Origin of the sequence: Proteiniphilum sp. UBA1028 (genome assembly GCF_002316955.1) — a bacterium.
Lineage (GTDB): Bacteria > Bacteroidota > Bacteroidia > Bacteroidales > Dysgonomonadaceae > Proteiniphilum.
The window spans coordinates 1-23,565 of sequence record NZ_DCEN01000030.1; the positions used below are offsets into that span (position 1 = coordinate 1).

The 23,565-nt window shown below is 50.7% G+C and carries 15 protein-coding genes; 12 read left to right on the plus strand and 3 right to left on the minus strand.

What is annotated here, in order from left to right:
• Nucleotides 1-325: 325 nt before the first annotated feature.
• On the minus strand, nt 326-1,762 hold the full coding sequence (locus B3Z75_RS03885; protein WP_294067959.1) for a PDZ domain-containing protein: 1,437 nt from the start codon (nt 1,760-1,762) through the stop codon (nt 326-328).
• Nucleotides 1,763-1,863: 101 nt separating this feature from the next.
• Here B3Z75_RS03885 and B3Z75_RS03890 point away from each other — a divergent pair, with 101 nt between their 5' ends.
• The 10 genes from B3Z75_RS03890 to hemH all read left to right on the plus strand — a co-directional run bounded on the left by B3Z75_RS03890 (nt 1,864) and on the right by hemH (nt 19,277).
• Complete coding sequence (locus B3Z75_RS03890) at nt 1,864-4,632, plus strand: two-component regulator propeller domain-containing protein (protein ID WP_294067961.1); 2,769 nt, start codon at nt 1,864-1,866, stop codon at nt 4,630-4,632.
• 94 nt (nt 4,633-4,726) lie between these two features.
• Nucleotides 4,727-7,258, plus strand: coding sequence for a beta-galactosidase (locus tag B3Z75_RS03895; RefSeq protein ID WP_294067963.1), 2,532 nt, complete (start codon nt 4,727-4,729; stop codon nt 7,256-7,258).
• A 53-nt stretch (nt 7,259-7,311) separates the two neighbouring features.
• A complete protein-coding gene (locus B3Z75_RS03900; protein ID WP_294067965.1) occupies nt 7,312-10,266 on the plus strand; it encodes a SusC/RagA family TonB-linked outer membrane protein in 2,955 nt (984 codons plus the stop codon).
• A 22-nt stretch (nt 10,267-10,288) separates the two neighbouring features.
• The gene (locus B3Z75_RS03905) at nt 10,289-11,857 is read left to right on the plus strand and encodes a RagB/SusD family nutrient uptake outer membrane protein (RefSeq protein ID WP_294067967.1); all 1,569 of its coding nucleotides are present in this window, start codon (nt 10,289-10,291) and stop codon (nt 11,855-11,857) included.
• Between the two features lie 17 nt (nt 11,858-11,874).
• A complete protein-coding gene (locus tag B3Z75_RS03910; protein WP_294067969.1) occupies nt 11,875-13,569 on the plus strand; it encodes a DUF5114 domain-containing protein in 1,695 nt (564 codons plus the stop codon).
• Nucleotides 13,570-13,580: 11 nt separating this feature from the next.
• The gene (locus B3Z75_RS03915; protein WP_294067971.1) at nt 13,581-14,627 is read left to right on the plus strand and encodes a glycoside hydrolase family 53 protein; all 1,047 of its coding nucleotides are present in this window, start codon (nt 13,581-13,583) and stop codon (nt 14,625-14,627) included.
• A 131-nt stretch (nt 14,628-14,758) separates the two neighbouring features.
• On the plus strand, nt 14,759-15,208 hold the full coding sequence (locus B3Z75_RS03920) for a YhcH/YjgK/YiaL family protein (protein ID WP_294067974.1): 450 nt from the start codon (nt 14,759-14,761) through the stop codon (nt 15,206-15,208).
• 19 nt (nt 15,209-15,227) lie between these two features.
• The gene (locus tag B3Z75_RS03925; protein WP_294067976.1) at nt 15,228-17,258 is read left to right on the plus strand and encodes an alpha amylase C-terminal domain-containing protein; all 2,031 of its coding nucleotides are present in this window, start codon (nt 15,228-15,230) and stop codon (nt 17,256-17,258) included.
• 3 nt (nt 17,259-17,261) lie between these two features.
• Complete coding sequence (locus tag B3Z75_RS03930; RefSeq protein ID WP_294067978.1) at nt 17,262-18,269, plus strand: type I phosphomannose isomerase catalytic subunit; 1,008 nt, start codon at nt 17,262-17,264, stop codon at nt 18,267-18,269.
• Between the two features lie 42 nt (nt 18,270-18,311).
• A complete protein-coding gene (hemH, locus tag B3Z75_RS03935; RefSeq protein ID WP_294067980.1) occupies nt 18,312-19,277 on the plus strand; it encodes a ferrochelatase in 966 nt (321 codons plus the stop codon).
• On the opposite strand, the gene B3Z75_RS03940 is transcribed toward hemH, so the two are convergent.
• The gene (locus B3Z75_RS03940) at nt 19,278-19,925 is read right to left on the minus strand and encodes a response regulator transcription factor (protein ID WP_294067982.1); all 648 of its coding nucleotides are present in this window, start codon (nt 19,923-19,925) and stop codon (nt 19,278-19,280) included.
• Between the two features lie 133 nt (nt 19,926-20,058).
• On the opposite strand from B3Z75_RS03940, the gene cysK reads away from it, so the two are divergent.
• The gene (gene cysK, locus B3Z75_RS03945; protein ID WP_294067984.1) at nt 20,059-21,006 is read left to right on the plus strand and encodes a cysteine synthase A; all 948 of its coding nucleotides are present in this window, start codon (nt 20,059-20,061) and stop codon (nt 21,004-21,006) included.
• Between the two features lie 77 nt (nt 21,007-21,083).
• Nucleotides 21,084-22,307 (plus strand): TlpA disulfide reductase family protein, encoded by a 1,224-nt coding sequence (locus B3Z75_RS03950; RefSeq protein WP_294067986.1) that lies wholly within the window; start codon nt 21,084-21,086, stop codon nt 22,305-22,307.
• A 4-nt stretch (nt 22,308-22,311) separates the two neighbouring features.
• Here B3Z75_RS03950 and B3Z75_RS03955 read toward each other — a convergent pair whose 3' ends face one another.
• Entirely contained in the window at nt 22,312-23,544 is a 1,233-nt protein-coding gene (locus tag B3Z75_RS03955) for a PLP-dependent transferase (protein ID WP_294068020.1), read from the minus strand.
• Nucleotides 23,545-23,565: the final 21 nt, after the last annotated feature.

A 23,565-nucleotide genomic window follows, 5' to 3' on the forward strand; every position in this document is an offset into this window, starting at 1 on the left:
TTTAAACGTATATGTAAGTCTTCCAAAGATCTCGTGTCGCTTTCCCAAATCCCCGAGGGGGTTCCTTCCAAAAGCGGGTGCAAAGATAGAAACTATTTTCTTAATACCAAAACTATTTTGAAAAAAAGTTTTTCTCTTTTTCCTTTCCAATGTAAAAGTGAGCTTTAAAACTCTTTCATCAACTCTATGACAAATCCTTTTTTCCGGAAAGGGTTACAAAGGTAGTAAAATTAAAGAATACGATGCAAATATTTTTCCTATTTTTTTTGTTTTTTTCTGCTGTTTTTGAGTCGTGGACAGCAAGAGGCTCATAAACACAGCCTTGTTAATCGACAAGAATGTGAGAACTTGTAGCCCTCTTCGGCGTGACGGCAAAACTCAACATTTCGCCCCCTCTTTCTATTTCTATATTAATGGTGAGGGGGGTGTTCCAGTCAATATACTGATTGAAATTAAAGAGGTAGGAGAATGCCGCCTTGTACCTCCGGTTATCGGAGAGAGCTTCTGCAATCGCGTGGTAGTTTGCCACATCCCAGAACATACATTCCTTGAAACCGTTCGAATCGGTATAACGCGTATTTTTATCCCGCAACTTCATTGTTTCGGCAATAAAACGGCGATAGCCTTCTGTCAGCGACTGAGAAGTATGGTTGAAACCCTGTCCCTGGATATTTGTCACCACGTCGCCGGGCTTTATGCCTGCCTGAGCAGCTGGTGAACCGGGGTCCACGGCAACCACGGTTTTCAGATCATTCATATTGTACCCGATGCCGGTATAATTATATTTTAGGTATTTCACCCGATAGGTAGCAAATGACGCATTTCCCATGTAGGGAAACTTCAGCAACATAAGCGGCAGGTTCATCTCCAGATAGTCGGCAAGGTTGTAATGGTTGTTCAGTCGTTCTTTCACTTCACTTTCCCAGATAAGGGTCATCTCACCGGGTTCCATAAACTTCCGGTCGAAAAACCGGTAACCAAATTCAAGGTTATAGGCTATATCGTCTACCCGAACTGCTTCGGAAGGATTGTAAAGAGGCACTTTTACCGTCCGGTTATTGCGGGTATCAAATCGCCAGACAGGCTGGTAACTTCCGTATGTGTGGGAATCTGCCTTAAACAAAGGATTAGTCTGATAACTGTAGTAAGTCTGAATAATGAAATCTGGATCATCGGAGCTATACTGCAGCCCCATTTTGCCGAGCGACCTTATAAATATGGCATTGATCCGTTCATCAAGCGCCCGTGTGGCTTCGTCGGAGGGAGCAAATCCAAATGTCCGGTAATTGTGAAAAAGTGCCTCCTCGTTTTTTTTGGTCTTCACCGGCATCAGAAAACGTCTGTCCTGAACATCTTCCAGGCTGTAAAAAGCAAAGACCGGCGCCAGTTGCGCCTCGGTGATGGCTGTGCTGTGCCGGCAATCCTTGGCGATGGTGACCTCTTTAAATGAATGTTCAAAATTGCGTATGCCAATGGTCATGTCATTGCCTTGCAGGTCGAACCACGACCTGATCGTCTGGTATGATTTCAGATAAGTTCCGTTTCCATTCACCGAGAGAATGATGTCGTTCAGCTTCAAGCCAGCCCGCTCAGCCGGTGATCCGGGTGTAATGTCTACCACAACCGGTTCTTTGTACCCCCAGCTTTTATCGTCGCTTATTTCGAAGGTAAATCCCAAACTACAGGCCGTTCCCCCATTTTGTGCCACCAAACTTCCGGTAAGGGAAATAGCCATTAACAACATATAGTGTACCCGTTTCATTGTGCCGTTTCTATAATTATACTCAAGACCACAAAGATATATTATTTTTTCTATTTTTGTACTTTATCGTTTTACCATACATCAAAGGAAAGAAGCGTACAATGAAAAATCATCACAAAGCGAGATATTTTGTCTCCCTGCTGATATTGGCCTCTGCAATAAATACCATGAGTCAGGAGAGAGAGTGGGAGCGGATTTCACTTTTCGACGATGCAAACACGGTTTTCTCTCTGATACAGGACTCACAGGGGCTCATCTGGTTCGGTACCAGCCAGGGGCTGTACGACTTCGACGGATATAGTTGTCATCCCCATTTTCAGACGGGCGACGTTTCTAATTCACACATATATTGCGGCATGGAGATCGGAGAAAAACTCTATCTGGGTTCTGAACTGGGAGTACTTATATATGACATTGAGAAAGACGAGTACCTTCCTTTCAATCCTATCTTTCCTCTCGAAGTGCGAACACTGGCGATCGATGACCATAAATTATGGATCGGGACCCTCAATGGGCTTTACTGCTATGACCTGACATCCAACACGATGTTACAGATCGCCGACGGTATACCACACCAGGCGATCTATGCATTGATGCAGACCACACATGATGACTTATATATAGGCACCTACAACGGATTGTGTCTCCGATCCAAGCGAACAGGCAGAATAGAACAAATTCCATTGCCCCATATCTCTGGCAGAAGCAATATCTTTGTGAACTCATTGGTTGAAGACAAAAGTGGAGAAAATATTTGGATCGGTGTTGAAGGCGCTCTTTACCGGTATCATGTGAAAAACAAGCAAGTAGAAGAAGTTCCGGCATTGGCGGGAAACTCAGTGAAATCGCTTGCCATCAACGATCAGGATGATATCATCGTAGGTACCGATAACGGTCTCTATATCCATAGTGATGGAATCACCAGTCGATACAACCACGACTCACGACACCCCAAGTCGCTCAGCAACGATGTTATCTGGAGCGTGTTGGTTGACAAGGACAACAACATCTGGGCCGGTACCGAATATGATGTATCACTGGCTATCGATAACCAGGCAATGGAAATTATTCCCATCGGACACCTAACTGGACGTGGCGACGGAAACCGTTTTTTTACCATATTCCGCGACTCACGCAGCAACCTCTGGCTGGGGGGCTCCAACGGTATTATACGCTACCGCGATGGTCATTCCCGCTGGTACATGATGGGAGACAAAGAGAACACAATCTCCCACAACCGTATCCGCGATATATATGAAGACAGCAAAGAAAATCTCTGGGTGGCGACAGACGGAAGCATTAACCGGTATGACTATGATCGGGAGCAGTTTGTCACATTCCGGATCATTGACGAAAACGGACAATTCAATGCAAACTGGGCATACAAAATACTTGAAGATGCAAACCATAACCTCTGGATAGGGAGTTACCTGGGAGGGGTCCATGTCATCCAGAATGAACGGATTCTCGTCCCAAACAAAGAAATTATAGCCGACAAAGCCTATAATTCCACCAACGGTTTTCCCAACAACCTGATCAACCAGATTATCATAGATGCAAATGAGGATAAATGGATCCTGTTTTACAAAGATGGCCACCTGCTCAAAATTGAAAATAAAACCGATAAAATCCAAATGTACGACCTGCGACAGCAACTGGGTATGCTTCCGATGTTTCTGATCACAGATACCCAGGACCGCCTCTGGTGTGGATTTCAGGGAGGCGTTGCACTGCTCGACAAAGCGGGGAAGGTGGTCAAAAAACTATCTTTCTCTGAAAAAGGCAACGAAAATATCAAAGACATTGAACTGGTGGAATCCAACCTGTGGGTAGCCACCTCGCAGGAAGTATGGCTCGTGAATACTGACAATGCAACACAGCGCATGCTGCCACTACCCAACCGAATATTCACAGCCATCTACCACGATCATCATGAGGACAAAGTAATCCTGGGCAGCGTAGATGAAATTATCAGGGTAACGCCCTCGCTTGCGTACGAAACAAGGGAAGCAAGGCCCCTCTGTATTACTTCAATCAGTGTGAATGACAACCCTTACCGCTCAGGTACCACACCACGACTGCTCGACAAATTATATCTCAACCATACCCAGAAACGTATTACCATTCAGTTTTCCGACCTGAACTACGCACTGCACAGCAAGCCTCGCTATGAATATCGCCTCACAGGGATGCAGCCACAATGGAGCATCCTCCCCGAAAACCAAAACCTCATCACCATATCCAATCTTAAACCGGGTAAATACACTTTACAGATCAGGCCGGTCAACATCGCTACAGAACTCTTCTCGTTCGATATCAATATGGCTCAACCCTGGTTCAACACCGGGTGGGCCTGGACAACCTACCTCATCCTGATCGTCGCCCTCATCCTGGGTGTTTCACACTATAGCCGCGTACAGAAGCGACTCAGGAAGGAAAGAGCCGAAAAGGAGGAGCAGCTGGAAGCTGCCAGAGAGACTATTCGCAATATGGTTAGTATCAATACCATATCTACATCAAAACCACTGGAGTTATTATCGGTAGACGAGAAAATGTTGGCGGAAGTGGCACAGGTGGTGGAGACCAATATGGCCAATCCCGATCTCAATGTTAACTTCGTCTGTGAAAAAACAGGCATCTCCACAAAGCAGCTCTATCGTAAAATCAAACAATACCTTGGAATCACACCCGTGGAGTTCATCCGGCAGATCCGCCTCCGGAAGGCAGCACAGCTACTGGAGCAAAAAAAATTTACCGTCTCGGAAGTAATGTACATGGTCGGCTTCAGCTCACCCGGATACTTTTCAAAATGTTTTGCCACGCAATTTGGCTGCACTCCCCGCAGCTTTCTGGAACGCCCTGAATGTTAAAAATCGGACATGTCCAATCCATAACCAGTTTTGTCCGATTTGTAATCTTCTCATAATTTGAAAGTTCCTATATTTGTATCAAATCGAAACAACCATGGTAAATCGGACTCTTATACTCATTCTGCTGATGGCCATCTCCCTGAACACCGTCGCCGTCAACAAAGCAGACAAGGGAAAAATATATGTAGACAATCATGGCGTCATGCGCGACGTGCGAACAGGTAAGGAGGTCTCCTATTTTGGTGTGAACTATACGGTGCCATTCGCACATGCCTACCGAGCATTGGGCTATCTGGGTGTGGACCGGAAATCGGCCATCGATCGCGATGTGTACCACATGAGCCGGCTCGGCTTCAATGCCTTCCGGGTTCATGTATGGGATGTGGAGATCAGCGATGCCGAGGGGAACCTACTTCAAAATGAACACCTCGATCTGCTCGACTACCTCATTGCAGCACTGGAGAAGCAGGGTATCGATGTGTTGCTGACCACCCAGACCAACTTCGGCAACGGGTACCCCGAGCGCAACACCGACACGGGCGCTTTCGCCTACAACTACGAGAAATGCCGCATTCACGATACTGAAGAGGCCATCAACATACAGGAGCGATACATCTATCAGTTTGCCACCCATCTGAACCCCTACACCGGCAAGCGTTACGCGTCCGATCCCGCCATCATCGCCATCGAGATCAACAACGAGCCCTGTCACTCCGGCGATGCCGCAGCAGCCACCAGTTACATCAACAGGATGGTGGCATCCGCAAAAGAAGGAGGCTGGCAAAAGCCGTTGTTCTATAATATGAGCCACAACCAGCATATCGTGCAGGGCTTTCTCAATGCGGATATTCAGGGAGGCACCTACCAGTGGTATCCGGTAGGGCTCGTCGCCGGCTACAACCGCAAAGGCAACTTCCTGCCACTTGTAGACAACTACCGGATTCCGTTCAGGAACAACAAAAATTACAATAAGCTTGCCCGAATCGTCTACGAGTACGACCCGGCTGATAACCTCTATGCCTGCCTGCATCCGGCAATGGTGAGGACATTCCGCAAAGAGGGTTTTCAGTGGATCACCCAGTTCTCCTACGACCCCATCGACATGGCCCGCTTCAACACCGAATACCAGACACACTTTCTCAATCTGGCCTATACACCGCAAAAGGCGCTCTCCCTGATGATTGCCGGCGAGGTGGCCCGGTCCGTTCCCCGGGGTGCCGACTTTGGCGTTTATCCGCAGGACACCCTCTTTCAAGATTTCAGGGTAAGTTACCAACATGATCTGAGCGAGAAGAACAGCTGCAAGAAATTCCTGTATAGCAACCACACCACCACTCGCCCGGTCGACCCGGATAAGCTACAGCAGATTGCAGGCTGGGGTAACAGCCCCCTTATCCGTTATCCGGGCACAGGGGCCTATTTTCTCGACCGGCTGAGCGAGGACAGCTGGCGCCTGGAAGTGATGCCAGACCTGCTGCTGACCGAAGATCCCTTTCAAAAACCTACTCTGCAGCGGGAGGTGGGAGCCATTCTCTATCGCGAACATCCCATGAGCATAGCGCTGCCCTCATTGGGAGAGACGTTCAGCTACAGCGGCATCAACAAGGATAATCACCGCAAGGGAAAAGCAGTCGACGGAGTAATGACGGCCTACCCGGGTACCTATATCCTGTCACGAAACCCGGAGAGCAGCGTTGCCGCTGACCCTTCCTTTGTGGCTCCGGCAGAGACAAAAGCTGTTTTTGAAATTCTGCACGAACCTGCGAAGAGCATTGCTAAAGGAGATTCACTCACCCTTCGCGCAACAGTCTTCAGCAAGATACTGCCCGACTCACTGGTGGTATACCCCCGCGAAGTCTCTTTCTGGAATGATCGGAATAAACTCTACAAGATGCGCCACACCAGCGGTTACCAGTACGAAGTGACCATCGATAACGATGATACAAAGGATGCCTTGAGCTACAATATTGTGGCTTTTATCCCCCAGGGCAGCATTACCTTTCCGCAGCAGAAAGCGGGAACACCCCTTTCGTGGGATTTCAACTCTACACAATATTATACCACAAATCTGGTGGATCAACACGATCCCATTGTGCTGATGGAACCCGGCACCGCACCCGACGGCACCGAGGTGGCTTCCATTCCGGGCGGACAGCGGGTGCAGCTGCAATATATCCACCGGGCTCCGGTAGACAACAACTATTACCGGCTCCGTTACATCCCTTCGGAAGGATGGCCCGCCAGCAACGCTCCCATGGCGGTAATCAAACGCTGGGTAGGCGATGCAGTGAAAACACATCCCTACAGCGCACAAAAACAGTTGCTGGTGATCACGCTCGGTGAATATGCAGGCCTGAATGAACTGGAAGTCGCTCTCATCTCTGCCCATGGCATCACCTACAGCACAAGGATGACCCCTGCGCGAATGATCCAACTGCCACTGACAGCGCTGAAACAGTCGCCCACCTTCATCGTGCCGGCACCCTACCCCGATTTCCTGTCACGCCGGTTTGAAAGCAGCATCACTCTCCCGCTGAAGGCTGAAGAGATTGAGTTTGTGCAAATCACCATACCAAGTGACAACCGGCCGGTGATACTCGACATTAAAGGGATATGGCTTCAATAACAGATTTCAGCTACCCATCACATTAACCTAAAATAGCAAAAATGCAAAAAGAAATGAATTCTTTATTCCGAAAATTACTGATTGCGGCTATGACAATGGCAATCCCGCTATTTGCGTACAGCCAGGCAGACACACGTACCATCACAGGGATTGTGGTCGATGAACACAACGACCCGATGGTCGGCGTCACCGTCACGGTCACAGGCAGCACCACAGGTACCGCCACCGATATCGATGGGCTCTTTACGCTGCGTGTTCCTTCCGGAGCCACCGAAATGGAGTTTTCCTATATCGGATACCAACGCACCACCCTACCCATCACCGGCAACAGAATCACCCTGCAGATGACTCCCGACATCAACCTGATGGAGGAGCTTGTGGTGATTGGCTATGGCACACAAAAGAGGACCGATCTCACCGGCTCTATATCCACCGTCAGCGAGAAAGATTTTAACCGGGGAATGATCGGCTCGGCCGAACAACTTGTCAATGGAAAAATTGCCGGGGTACAGATTATCAATAGCGGTGGCAGCCCCTCGGCGGGAAGCACCATCCGTATACGCGGCGGTGCCTCGCTGAATGCTTCCAACGATCCGCTGATCGTCCTCGATGGCGTACCCATGGAGGTAGGCGGCTCGGTGAGTGGCAGTGGAAACTTCCTCAGTTTGCTCAACCCCAACGACATCGAGTCGATGACAGTACTCAAGGATGCCTCCTCCACCGCCATTTACGGCAGCAGAGCCTCTAACGGCGTGATCCTCATCACCACCAGGAAGGGGGGAGACAAAGGTGTAAAAGTCTCATTCCAGACCACCCACTCTCAACAGCTACGTACCCGCAATGCCGATATGCTGTCGCGCGATGAATTTGTCGGCGTCATCACCGGCCAAGGGAGTCCGGCACAGCAAGCACTGCTCGGGACGGCACATACTGATTGGAACGACCAGGTGTTTCGCACCGGCTATGGCACCGATAACAACCTGGCTCTCTCAGGCCGACTGGGATGGTTTCCCTTTCGGATCTCGACTGGCGTCTTCTACCAGGAAGGCATCCTGAAAGAGGATGATTTGCGTCGCTTCTCCGGTAACATCAGCCTCACCCCTTCCTTCTTCGACGACCATCTCCGTCTCAACCTCAACGGCAAAAGCACCTGGAACGATACCCACTGGGGCGATACGGGTGCCATTCGTGGGGCCAGCGTCTACAACCCCACCTGGGCCATATATGATGAGAACAGCATCTTCGGCGGGTATACCGAGGTGACCGACATCAATGGGAACCGCGTTACCGGTGCTCAACCCAACCCACTGGGGAGGGTGCTGCAGCGAAGTGACCACGGCAAAGCATACCGCCTCATCGGCAATTTCGATGCAGACTACCGCCTCCACATGTTGCCCGCACTGCGCCTGCACCTCACGGGAGGTTACGACTACGCCGAAGGCAGGGGTACTGTCTTTGTACCCGCTGAAGCCTATAACAACTACAACATCTCAGGCTATGACTATGCCTATGGGCCGCAGAAAAATCACAACCGCCTCTTCACCCTCTATGCGAACTACAACAAAACGTTCGATGAGATAAGCAGCACCCTCGACCTCACCACCGGCCACGATTACCAGTTCTGGAAAAGCACCACGGCCGCCTTTGAACAACTCAACACACGGGGTGAAGTGCAGAACACCTCCGCGGCCACCGACCAGCGTCATGCCCTGCTCTCCTACTATGGGCGACTGAACTACAGCATTGCCGACAAGTACTTGCTCACTGCCACCCTCCGGCGCGACGGATCTTCCCGTTTTGCCAATGACACACGCTGGGGTACCTTCCCCTCGGTGGCACTGGCATGGCGCCTCAGCAACGAGACCTGGTTCGACAACCTGCACAATGTGGTAAGCGACCTGAAGATCCGGGTCAGCTACGGCGTAACCGGTCAGCAGGACGGCATTGCCAACTACGGCTACATTCCCGTCTATACCATCAGTCAGCCCGGTGCCGACTACATGTTCGGCGGCCAGCCTGTCTCTACCTACCGCCCCGAGGGATACAACCCCGACCTGAAGTGGGAGACCACCACTTCCCGCAATGTGGGACTCGACTTCGGTTTTCTCGAGAACCGCATCGGCGGCAGCATCGATTATTACGACCGCAAAACCAAAGACCTCCTTGCCACGGTACCCATTCCTGCCGGTGTGAACTTCGACAAGACCATGCTCACCAATGTGGGAAACATGAAAAGCAACGGCGTGGAGATCGCACTCAATGTGATTCCCCTGGAGACGCGCGACTGGAACTGGTCACTCAGCGCCAATGCCACCTACCAGCATAACAGCATCACCAACCTCACCCTGGTGGAAGGAGCTGAATCCCCCAATACACTGGTAGGACCCACCGTAGGCGTCGGCGGACAACAGATACAGGTCTTTACCGAAGGATATGCCCCCTACAGCTTCTACGTTTATAAACAGATCTACGATGAGGCAACGGGGAAACCCATCGAAGGGCTATATGCCGACCTCGACGGCAATGGCACGGTCAACTCCAACGACCTCTACCATTATCACTCCATCTTCCCCGACTGGATCTTCGGTTTCAGCACGATGCTACAATGGAAAAAGTTCTATTTCAGTACCAGCCTCCGCGCCAACGTAGGTAACTACATCTACAACAATGTCGCCATGGACACCGGCGCTTTTGGAACGATCTCGTACAACAACTACGAGCTCAACAACCTGCATCGCAGCTACCTGGAGACAGGTTTTGTGAATCGCCAGCAGCTGAGCGACCACTACGTGGAGAATGCCTCCTTTCTGCGGATGGATAACCTGCAGATAGGATACAACTTTGGCAGGATCAACAACCTGCTCTCGATGAACCTCTCGGCCATGGTGCAGAATGTTTTCACCATCACCCGCTACATTGGCGTGGATCCGGAGAACAACTCGGGTGTCGACTCCTCCGTATATCCCCGTCCTCGCATCTACTCCCTGACGTTGGGACTTGAATTCTAAACCTTTGAAAAAATCAAGGAAAATGAAAAAAATTCTAACTTATATCTTCTTGTTGGCAGGATCACTCATGCTCGCCAACAGCTGCAGCGACGACCTGAACCAACGCCCCGTAATCGAAACCGATGCCGAAGGAGTATATAGTCAGGCAGCCAATTACAAAAATGTGCTGGCCAAGCTGTACGCCTCCTTCGTGATTGCAGGTCAGGAGCTGGGTGGCGGCAATGTGGATCTGGCTACCAACTTCGACCTTTTCCGTAGTTATTTCTACCTGCAGGAGGCTGGCACCGATGAGATCGCCTATACCTGGAATGAGGGCGACGACCTTTGGGATATCTCCTTCATCTCGTGGGATGAAAACGACGTGTGGGTGTCCGACTCTTATTATCGTATTTATTATACCATCACCATTTGCAACGAGTTTATCCGTAACGCGATGGACGGAGCTATCGGTCGTTTCACAGAAACCGAACAAAGCGATATCCGCGCCATGCGTGCCGAGGCCCGCTTTCTGAGAGCCCTCGCCTACAGCTATATCATCGACCTTTTCGGTCAGGGGCCTTTCGTGGATGAAACCACCCCTCTCAGCAATTACAAGCCCGAAGCCTACTCCCGTACAATGCTCTTCGACTATGTGGAAGATGAGCTGCGCGACATCGAGGAGGAAATGTCCGAAACGACAGAATATGGCCGTGCAACACGGGGAGCGGTGCAAGCCCTGCTGACGCGCCTCTATCTCAATGCCGAAGTATACACGGGAACACCGCGCTATACCGACTGCATCAACTACGCAAAGAAGATCATCAACAGCAATCGTTATTCGCTCGAGAGCGACTGGGCCAGGTTGTTCAATGCCGAGAACCATCTTCGAACCAACGAGATCATCTTCTCGTTCGTCGTAGACAGCGAACATACCGTTACCTGGGGCGCCACCACCAACATCGTCTGTGGCGGAGCTACCGGCAACGCTGAAGCCGAAGTGGGTGTCACCGGTGCCTGGGGCAACTTCCGGGTACGAGGTGAATATGTGGCCCTCTTCGACGATGCATCATCAACCGACACAAGACGCCGCTTTTACTCGGAAGGACAAACACAGTACATCGATGGTGGCCTCAGCGATGCAAGCAACGGCTATTACTCCATGAAATGGAGCAACCTCACAGATGCGGGCGCCGCCGCCTCCAACACGCAGGCAGTGGGAGTGAACACCGACTTTCCTGTGTTTCGCCTGGCCGACATCTACCTGATGCTTGCCGAATCGGTGCTCCGTGGTGGCCAGGGGGCCACCCCCGCTGAAGCCTTGACGCTGGTAAACGAGATCAATGAGCGGGCTTGTGGCGACCAGAGCGGCAACATCAGTTCCACGAAGCTGACCCTCGACTGGATCCTCGATGAACGGGGCCGCGAGCTGCTGTGGGAATGTACACGCCGCACCGATCTGATCCGTTATGGCCGCTTCACCGGATCGGGACGTATCTGGCAGTGGAAAGGAGGCGTGAAGGAGGGACGTGCCGTGGACAACAAATACAACATCTACCCCATTCCCGCCACCGAACTTTCGGCCAACCCCAACTTACAGAATGCAAACTATTAAACTTGAGATCAATGAAAATGAAACAATCAATATATATTCTGCTGGTGAGCATTTTCGTGGTGATCTCCTCCTGCGAGAAGGATGGCGATTTCCTGACCACTACGGGTGGCGGTGTGGTGACGCTGCAGGGTTCCACAGAAGATATTGTGCTCAACTACGATGCAGCCGACGACCTGGCGCTAACGATCTACTGGACCGACAATGGGGAGATCAGCCTGAGCAATCCCGGTGTGCTGGCTCCTGAAAATGCCATCGCCAACACCATACAGCTAGCTGCCAATGCCGATTTTTCGAATGCCGTGGAACAACGGGCCGAAGATGGCATCTTCCAGCATCAGTACACCCACTATGAGCTCAATGCACAACTGAGCAGGCTGGGCATGGAAGGTGGCGTATCTTATCCCCTCTACATCCGCATCCGGAGCGAGCTAGGCAACAACATGCCTCCCGCTTACAGCAATGTGATCACCATGAGTGTCACTCCCTACCTCATCGACATGTCTGTCGGATATATTCTCGACAGCGCCATGGGTGAGACCGGCAGAACACTTTATTCAGCCACCTCCAACGGCATCTATGAAGGGTTCCTGGGTGTTACTGCCTGGTACAACTGGTACTTGCGTGAAGGCGAAGGATCGGTCTGGGGCAACGACGGTGTGGACGGCACTGCCTTTATGGCATCGAAAGAAACCAGCCACTGGAACTTCTGGTTTCCGGGACAGGCAGGCTCCTACTACACCATTCTCAACACCACTGCCAGGGAGTGGAGTGCCCTGCATATACCCACACTCACCGTCGCGGGAGATGTGAACGGCGAGATGACATTCGACCGGACCGCAAACCGCTGGAGCTACGCCTTCAACAACACGGCTACCGGCACCATCAACGTCACCATCTCCGGCACGGGTAAACAGTATAACCTGACTACCGGCACCGACGATGCCGCTGCCACGGATACACCCATTGGCTTCAGCGGCACACCAGAGAAGCTCACCTTCGGCAACAACGCCACGCCCATCACAGTGCCCGTAAGCGGCACGGGATCCGTTACACTGATCCTCGACCTGAGCAATCCGCAGCAGTGGCTCCTCACCGTCACCGAAGGCTCTTCCACACCGATCGAGATTCCACCGTTGCTCTATCTCTCCGGCGTGGATGACGGCACCTCCGGCAGCTGGACCTTTGACAACTATCTGCGTCTCTTCAATGAAGATGCACTGGGATACGGCGGTGGCTGCAATGTAAATTCCCTATGGGGATACAAATTCTACAATGAGAAAGACAACTGGAGCGACGCCTACGGCATGGCTGAGGGAGGCACAGCCCTGGCAGGCTCACTGCTTTTTGGCGGAGGAGTAAATATCACCGCCCCCCAAGCGGGTCTCTACCTTATCGAAATGTATAAGAAGGCTCTGACCTACAAGCTCACACCGATCTCTTCCGTTTCTTACTCCGGGCTCGACGACGACTGGACACTTCACACCATGACCCCCACAGAAACGGTGGGGGTCTACAGCGCGCAGGTGACCATTGCCGGCCCGTCACCCTGGGGCTTCCAGATCATCCTCAACGAAAACTGGGATTTAAAATTCGGCGGAAGCAATGGCGAGCTGATCCTCTACGGAGGAAATCTCACGAATGATGCGTCCCTATCGGCCGGCACTTACACCCTCACGGTGGACGTCTGCAAACAGATTATCACCCTGAAATAAAAAAATATGACATGCTCAAAATAACAATCAAACCGATTCCACTTCTGATCGCTCTGGTGATGATGGTGTCCTCCTGCATGCAAGAGAGCCCCCTCACCAATCCCTTTCCCGAGCCGGTAGTACCACCCGACCGAAGCGCCTTTGCCAAAGGAGCCGATGTGAGCTGGGTGACACAAATGGAGAAGGAGGGAATCAAGTTTTACAACTCCCTTCATCAGGAGACCGAACTGATGACATTGCTCAAACAGGAGAGTGGCATGAACGCCATCCGCCTGCGGGTATGGGTAAACCCTGCAGAGGGATGGAATAACATCCACGATGTCGTCGTCAAAGCCCGCAGAGCACACAAGCTGGGACTGCGGCTAATGATTGACTTCCATTGCAGCGATACATGGGCCGACCCCGGCGCACAAATACCGCCCGCTGCCTGGGCTGATTACAACATAGCCCAACTCAGGGAGGCTGTGGCCGGGCACGTCACCGAAATGCTTACCCGACTGAAAGAGAATGGCATTGAACCGGAGTGGGTACAGATCGGCAATGAAACACGCAATGGCATGCTGCTCCCCCTGGGTCATTTTGAGAATGGCTCCAACTTTGCCACACTGGTCAATTCGGGCTATGATGCCGTGAAGGCCATCTTTCCCGACTGCAGCGTGGTGGTACACCTTGACAGCGGGCAACGGGCTGATCTCTACACCCGCATCTTTGGTTATCTGAAAGCCCAGAATGCCCGATACGACATGATTGGCATGTCGCTCTATCCCGAGGTCGAAAGCTGGCAGTCGACCGTAACGAACTGCATCGCCAACATCGAGGCAGTGGTGCAGGCCTATGGCAAGCCGGTGATGATCTGCGAGGTGGGCATGCCGTACGACCAGGCCGAAATATGTAGAGCCTTCCTGAAAAGGCTTCTCGACTACGGGATGACCAACAGCAATCTGCTGGGTATCTTTTATTGGGAACCACAGGCACCCCCGGGCTATAACGGGGGCTACAACAAAGGTTGCTTTGTGGATGGGACCCCCACGCAGGCACTCGATCCCTTTAAAAAATAAACATTCAGTTCTCTTTTTTCATTTTCTACCCGTCCGACACAGATTCTGTTTCGGGCGGGTTATTTATTTTTTCTGAAATCCATATTTTCGTTATCTTTGTCCTGTTTCAAAACAAATAAAAATATCACTATATGATTGTAGACAATCTCGCAAATGCAGCCAATTATTTCAGCCTGCATCCGCTTTTCGAAAAAGCATTTGAATACATCCGGCAGCTCAACCTGGAAACAGTAGAAACCGGATCGGTTGAAATTGAAGGCAAGCAGCTCAGGGCTTCCATTGTGGAAACGGTACTGAAGAAGCCTGAAGACGCCCGGCTGGAAACACACAAAAAATTTATCGATATTCAGATACCGATTGCAAAAGAGGAAACATTTGGCTGGAAGTCGCTCTCTACCCTCACCTCCTCCGAGTCGGGGTACGACGAAGCCAACGACATTGAATTCTTTTCCGACAAACCATCCGCGCTGGTGACGGTCTTGCCGGGAGAGTTTGTGATCTTCTCACCCGAAGACGGACATGCTCCTCTGATTGGAGAAGGGCCGACAAAAAAAATCATTCTGAAGATAGCGGTGCTTTAAACCTGTTTATGCTGTCGCAATGCTTGATATCATCAAAAACGACCCGTGGCTCGAACCTCATGCAAAAGCAATTGAAGGTCGGCACGCCTACTACGAGAAAAGGTTAGCAGATCTTACCCAGGGTGGAAAGATCTCGCTTTCCGATTTCGCGACCGGATACCTTTATTTCGGTCTTCACAAGACCGACGAGGGATGGGTATTTCGCGAATGGGCACCCCGTGCTACCGGGATATTTCTGGTGGGTACCTTCAATCAATGGCAAAGACTCGAATCATTTCGGTTGAAAAAGATGGAGAATGGCATTTGGGAAGGGAAGTTCCCGGCTGACTGCATTCGTCACGAAGATCTTTACAAGCTTCATGTCTGCTGGGAAGGTGGTTTTGGAGAACGTATTCCTGCATGGTGCAACCGGGTGGTGCAAGACAAGGACACCTATATATTCAGTGCGCAAGTATGGGAGCCGGAAAACAAGTATCGGTTCAAAACAGCCCGCTTCAGACCCGACACTTCTCCCCTCCTCATCTATGAGGCGCACGTGGGCATGTCCACCGAAGAAGAAAGAGTCGGCACCTACAATGAGTTCCGGCAAAACATCCTCCCCCGTGTGAAAGAAAATGGGTACAATGCCATTCAGATTATGGCCATCCAGGAGCATCCCTATTACGGATCGTTTGGATACCATGTCTCCAGCTTTTTTGCCCCCTCTTCAAGATGCGGTACACCCGAAGAGCTGCGTGAACTGATAGACAAAGCACACGAAATGGGCATTGCCGTGATCATGGATATTGTACATTCCCATGCTGTGAAGAACGAAACAGAGGGGATTGCCAGAATGGATGGCTCCTACGATCTCTATTTTCACAGCAACCCGGAACGGCGAAATCACCAGGCATGGGATTCGCTCTGTTTCGACTATGGCAAAAATGAAGTACTTCATTTCCTCCTTTCAAATTGCAAATACTGGCTCGAGGAATTTAAATTCGACGGCTTTCGTTTCGATGGCGTCACGTCGATGATCTACCTGAGCCACGGCCTGGAAGAGTCGTTCAGCAACTACAGCGACTATTATAATGCCGGGCAGGACGGCGATGCCATCTGCTACCTGACCCTTGCTAACAAGCTCATCCACGAAGTAAATCCGCATGCCATCACCATTGCCGAGGAAGTAAGCGGTATGCCGGGACTAGCCATGAAGCCGGAGGAGGGCGGGTATGGGTTCGACTATCGCATGGCGATGAATATCCCCGACTTTTGGATCAAAACCATCAAGGAAAAAAAAGATGAAGAGTGGCATCCGAGTGCGATCTGGTGGGAAACCACCAACCGGCGTGCCGACGAAAAGACCATCTCCTATGCTGAGAGCCACGATCAGGCTTTGGTGGGCGATAAAACCATTATCTTCCGGCTGATTGATGCCGATATGTATTGGTTCATGTCGAAACTGATGAACAGTTCCCTTACCGTGGATCGCGGCCTCGCACTACACAAGATGATTCGCCTGGTAACGGCCACCACCATGAATGGCGGCTACCTGAACTTCATGGGAAATGAGTTCGGGCACCCCGAGTGGGTCGATTTCCCGCGCGAAGGAAACAACTGGTCATACCTCTATGCCCGACGGCAGTGGCACCTGGCCGATGATCCCAATTTAAAATATCACTACCTGGGCGATTTCGATAAGGCGATGATTGGCCTGATCAGGTCCGTACCCGATTTTCAGTCCACTTCCCTGATAAAGATCTGGGATAAAGACGACGACAATATTCTGGCTTACATGCGCAACGAACTGTTGTTTGTATACAACTTTCATCCGCAGCGGTCCTATTGCGATTACGGCATCCTGGTGCCACAGGGCGAATATGAAATTATACTCGACACAGACAACCCGAAGTTCGGAGGCTTTGGACTGAACGACGACACCCTCCATCACTTCACCCAGTATGACCCTCTTTATGCACCGCACGACAAAGGGTGGTTGAGACTATACCTCCCCGCACGCACGGCCATCGTTATGAAAAATAAAAATATTCGATCAGCAAGCTACGTTTGAACTATGACCTACAACACGCAAGAGCAAACATACCCTCTTTATCCGCTTAAATTTCACCCCATCCTGAAGTCTGTAATCTGGGGCGGGTCGGAAATAAGCCTCTTCAAACAAATTAGTCCCGTGCAGGAAGGCATTGGCGAGAGCTGGGAAATATCAGGAGTCAAAAACAACCTGTCGGTCGTTGCCAACGGGCCTTTCGCCGGAACAACGCTCGGGGAACTGCTCATCCGCGAGAAAGATAAGCTGGTTGGCAGGAAGGTGTATGAAAAGTACGGCAACACCTTTCCGTTGCTCATCAAGTTTATTGACGCAAGAGACAACCTGTCCATTCAGGTTCATCCCGATGATACGCTGGCCGGAGAACGGCACGGATCTTTCGGGAAGACCGAAATGTGGTACGTCATTAAAGCAGCGCCGGGAGCATTTCTTTATTCCGGTTTCGAAAAAAACATCACTCCGGAAACCTATGTGGAAACGGTGCAGGACAATACCTTTACCAACAGCCTCAAAAAATACGAAGTACAGGAGGGAGACGTCTTCTTCCTGCCGGCAGGTAGGGTGCATGCCATCGGTGCGGGATGCTTCATTGCGGAGATTCAACAAACATCCGACATCACCTATCGCATATACGACTACAACCGCAAGGATGCCAATGGCAACTCCCGCGAACTCCATACCGAGCTTGCAAAAGATGCGATTGACTACAAAATAAGCGACTCATACAAAACAAATTACGAGAAGAATACAAACCAACCTGTCGACCTGGTTTCCTGTCCCTATTTCACCACCCGGTTGCTTGAAGCGGATATTCCAATGACCCGACAGTATGCGAATCTCGATTCATTTGTGATTTACATCTGCATGGCCGGACATTGTACCATCAAAGACGACAAAGGCAATTCTGAATTCCTTGGTCAGGGTGAATCGATGCTTATTCCGGCAGACACCAAATCGGTAACAATCATTCCGGACGAATCGTGCAAACTTCTGGAGACATTTGTGGGTGAGTAACCGGAGAAAGATATCCAGGAACTGAAAGCTGAAAACTAGAAAATGAGAGGCATATTATTGATCAATATTGGTACGCCAGCGCACAAGGACAAGGCCGAAGTGAAGAGATTCATCGGCGACATGCTCTCGGATCCGCTGGTGATGGGGCGACCCCAATGGCTGTCAAAGTTAGTCTCCACCAACATCATTGCGCCCTTATCGGCATCACGATCACAGGAAAAGTACAGCCAAATATGGCGCAGGGAAGAGCCTAAGACAGCACCGTTGCTATATTATATGCAGAGACTCTCGGAAGAGCTCGAAACAAAAAAAGGGCTCCCCGTGGAGATTGCCATGCGATATGGGACACCCGACATACCGGGTGCCTTCAAAAGGCTCGAACAAAAGTGCCCTCTTTTACACGAAGTTATAGTCTTTCCGTTGTATCCGCACTTCGCCCAGTCCACCACACAAACTACCGTCGATGAGATCGGGCGTATTTTTTTTCGCCATCCCCACTCCTTTCGTTTGAAGTTTGTGGAGTCCTACTACAATCACCCCGCCTTTATCAATGCGCTGGCAGCCTGCGCACATCCCTATCTGGATGATATTGACCGGCTTATTTTCAGTTACCACAGCCTGCCGGTGTCGCAGGTGGAAGCAGCCTGGAAAAAGGGCAAAGAGTATGATTACGTCTATCAGTTGAAAGAGACAAACCGCCTGTTTTGCGAAAAGACCGGATTCGACCCGCATCGCACATTGCTTTTTTATGCATCGCAAAGAGGAAACAACTGGTTAAAACCCTTCCTGAACAGAGACGTCGCCGATCTGCCCAAGCTGGGATGGAAGAAAGTAGCTGTGATTGCCCCGGGCTTTCCGGTGGATAACCTGGAAACGTTATACGACATCGATATCGAAGCGAGGAATCTATTCATGGAGGCAGGCGGAGAAAAATTCACCTTCATTCCCTCTCTGAACGATAGCGAAGCCTGGGTAGAAGCTATCTGGAAAATAATTGAAAGAATCTAATCAGATATAATATTCCATTAAGTCGATCAACCCGGCCTGCAAGGCATACCGGGTAGCTTCGTTGACACTATTGACTCCCAGTTTTCGGTAGATATTACGCCGATGTGCATTGACAGTATGGAAGCTGAGATTTTTCTCCAACGCAATCTCCTTGGTGGTCTTTCCCAGTGCAATCTCGTAGAGAATCTTTTTTTCTGAGATGGTGAGCGAATCTGGTATTTTCTGGGCAGGCACACCGGTTTTCATGACCGACGCGGCAAAGTCACACCAGTATACCCGACCGGCAGAAGCGCATCGCAGTGCTTCCAGCACCTCTGTTTTGGCATGATGCTTCATCACCACCCCAATGGTTGAGTCCGCAGTCAGCAGGCGTCGCAGGAAATGTTCGTCGGGCTCATCCGGGAAAAGGAGCCAGGCCGATTGCTTTGCACCGCTTTTGATGTTCAGCATATGATTGGCGGACGAAAAATCGAACAAAGAGTAATCGACCACCACCACCGACAGCGGATGAACCCGTAGCTCCCGGATCAGTTGATGATAGGTTGCCACCTCCGTCACCGACACCTGCGCATCGGCCTCTTTCAGAATCGACCTCAACCCGGCACGTGTCACATCCTGATTATCTGCTAATATAAAATGATTAATCACTCCCTTTTCTCGTTATGCAAGTACAAATTTAATGATTTATCGAAGTCATGGCCGAAAAAATAGCACAATTATGCTATTTCATACTTTCAAAACAACCTTTACCTTTGTCTGAAACATTTATAAATATCACATTATGACAAAAATTGCAGAAAATCTTACGGAACTGGTGGGCAACACGCCCTTATTGAAGTTGAATCACTTTGGAAAGTCCGAGGGTGCCAAAGCAAATCTGATCGCGAAACTGGAAAGTTTTAATCCGCTGGGAAGTGTAAAAGACCGTATCGCACTGGCCATGGTTGAGGATGCCGAGAAGAACGGTCTTCTTAAGCCCGGCTCGGTCATCATTGAACCCACCAGTGGCAATACCGGTATAGGCCTTGCCTTTGTATCTTCCATCAAGAAGTACCGGTTGATTCTGACCATGCCCGAGACCATGAGCCTGGAAAGAAGAAACCTGTTGAAAGCACTCGGTGCAGAGTTAGTGTTGACCGCCGGCACCGACGGCATGAAAGGCGCCATCGCCAGGGCAAAAGAGTTACAGTCAGAAATACCCAACGCCGTCATTCTGCAACAATTTGAAAACCAGTCCAACCCTCAGATCCACTACAGAACGACCGGCGAAGAGGTATGGCGCGACACAGACGGCAAGGTGGATATTTTTGTCAGCGGCGTTGGCACGGGAGGCACTGTGAGTGGCGCCGGGAAAAGGCTAAAAGAGCTAAACTCACATGTAAAAGTGGTAGCCGTGGAACCCGCCGACTCCCCCGTTCTTTCGGGAGGACAACCCGGTCCCCACAAGATTCAGGGTATTGGTGCCGGTTTTGTACCGGGAACCTATGATGGAACGGTCGTGGACCGCGTCATACCCGTAAGCAACGACGACGCCATACGTACCAGCAGAAATCTGGCAAAGGCCGAAGGACTCCTTGTCGGAATTTCGTCGGGTGCCGCAGTATACGCTGCACTGCAACTGTCAAAAGAACCGGAGAATGAGGGTAAAAACATTGTGGTAATCCTGCCCGACACCGGAGAGCGATACCTCTCCACGGTATTGTATGCTTTCGACGAGTACCCTCTTTGACAACCCATTAGATCTCTTTTTCAGCCATATTCATTTCAATATAGACATACGAAACTTGCATTTCTCATATCCTCCAAATGATAAAATATCAGCTTTTATTTCTTCTGCTGCTCCTTGCAGGTTTCAGTTCCTGCCAAAAGAAAAATGAACTTTGCGAAGGCATCTGGCGCGGCGAACTCGCAGTGTCGGGCGACAGGAAAGCCCCTTTCCTGTTTGACGTGAAGAAGGAGGCCGGCTTGGCTACTGTCACCCTTATCAATGGGGAAGAACGCGTGAAGCTGCCCGGAGTAACGTTTCACGGCGACACGCTCGTTATTCCCATCGTCGCTTATGATGCTGTAATCAAAGGGTTTGTCAACAACACCCGGATTGATGGTAACTTCATCAGGAATTACATTGACGGCGATTCCGGTGTTCCTTTCACCGCAGTGTACGGTGTGGCAGAACGTTTTAAAGCTGTTGCAAAGCCCACCCCCCACAGGATCGACGGCAAGTGGGATGTCCTTTTCCTGAGCGAAAAGGGAGATACCACCCGCAACGTAGGTATCTTCAAAACCGACCGTAAAGTCGTAACCGGCTCCATCCTGACCAACTCGGGTGACCTCCGGTTCCTGGAGGGCTCCTATACCGATGATGGGGTACAACTCTCGGCCTTCGGGGGACTGAGTCCATATTTTATCGATCTTACCTTTACGGACGACATCCGGTTTGAGGGCAATTTTTATACCACCCGCGGCACAACACAACTGGTGGGCACGAAGAACGATGGCGCCGTACTGGCCGACGCCTACTCCCTTGCCGGCCTCAAGCCGGGTTATGAAACGCTCAGCTTTTCGCTGCCCGATCTGGAAGGGAACAAGGGTTCACTCCGGGATGAAAGATACCGGGGTAAAGTGGTGATCGTGTCCATCCTGGGAAGCTGGTGCCCCAATTGCCTCGATGAGATGGCCTTCCTGGCTCCCTGGTACGAAGCCAACAAAAGCCGCGGTGTAGAAGTCATCGGCATCGCCTTTGAGCGGAAAAACGACGAAGCTTATGCGAAGAGAGCTATCAGCCAGCTCAAGGAACGGTACAACACAGGTTATCCCATCCTTTTTGGTGGAGCGGTGGGCAAGGAAAATGTAGCCGGCGCACTGCCGGAACTGGAAAATTTCTCCAGCTATCCCACCACCATCTTTATTGACAAGGAAGGAAAAGTACGCAAAGTACATACCGGTTTCAACGGTCCGGCCACCGGTCTTTTTTACGAGGAATTTATCGAAGAGTTTAACGATCTGGTCAATTCACTTCTCGCAGAGTAGCCAGTCACAAAACAAGTGCCTGCCGGATATCCCCCAGCAAATCGTCCACACTCTCCAGTCCCACGGACAGGCGGAGTGTGGTTTCTTTTATGCCCATGTCTGCACGTTGTTCAGGCGTAAAGGTGCCATAGATGGTGCTTGCCGGGTGGATGATGAGTGAACGGTTTTCAAAGAGGTTGGTCGCACGGCGGATCAGTTTCAGCCGGTTCAGGAAGGTATAACATTGTTCTTTCGATTCCAGGTCGAAGGTCAGCATAGCCCCGGGGAGGTCGCCAAACTGACGTCTGCTCACCGCATAAAAAGGGTTCCCGGGCAATCCGGTGTAATTAACTGACTGCACTTCGGGCAGCGGCTGCAATCTTTTGGCCAGTTCCCTGCAATTACCCGCCTGCCTTTCGTAACGCACCTGCAGGGTTTCCAGGCCCAGCAACTGCATATAAGCCACTTCGGGTGTCATATAAGCTCCCAGGTTGCGGTGTATCTCCTTGCGAAGCCTGAAGTGGAAAGCCGACGCAGAGACATCAGAAAACGGCTTTAGATTAGGCGAATGAGACCAGTCGAAAAGCCCGTGATCAATGATCAACCCACCCAGGCTGCTACCTCCTCCCGAAATATATTTGGTACTCGATATCACATCAATATCCACCCCGAAGTCGGCAGAACGAAAACAAGTGAATGGGATGAGGGTGGTATCGGCAATAAGGGGGACATTTCTTTCGTGAGCCACGTCAGCCACTATTTTCAAATCGGCAACCTCCATCTGAGGGTTTGTGATTACCTCCAGATAGACGGCACAGGTGTTCGCATCTATGCAGGCAGCAATATCCTCCGGATTGGTTAGGTCACAAAAACGCACCTCCACGCCAAAAGCGCTCAGGGTATTCACGAAAAAAGAGTAAGTGTTTCCAAACAGATAGCGCGATGTGACCACGTTGCTACCTGTCCCTGCAAGCGTAAAAAAAGTGTTGCTGATGGCTGCCATGCCCGAGTTCAGTGCCGTTACGCCATAGGCGCTTGTCGCGGCTTTCACCCTTTCTTCGAAATACTGTACAGTGGGGTTTGTCACCCGCGAATAGGTATGCTCTGCAGTGCGTCCGCAAAATGCCGCCTCCATCTCTTCGGCAGTCGCAAATTCATACGCCAGCGCGTGATATACCGGCATTGAAAGGGAGCCGTAAATATCTGGTTTGGGAAAAGGCAAGCCCAGTATTTTTGTTTCGTATCTTGTTTCGTTCATTTTTTCGGTGATTTTTTCGGT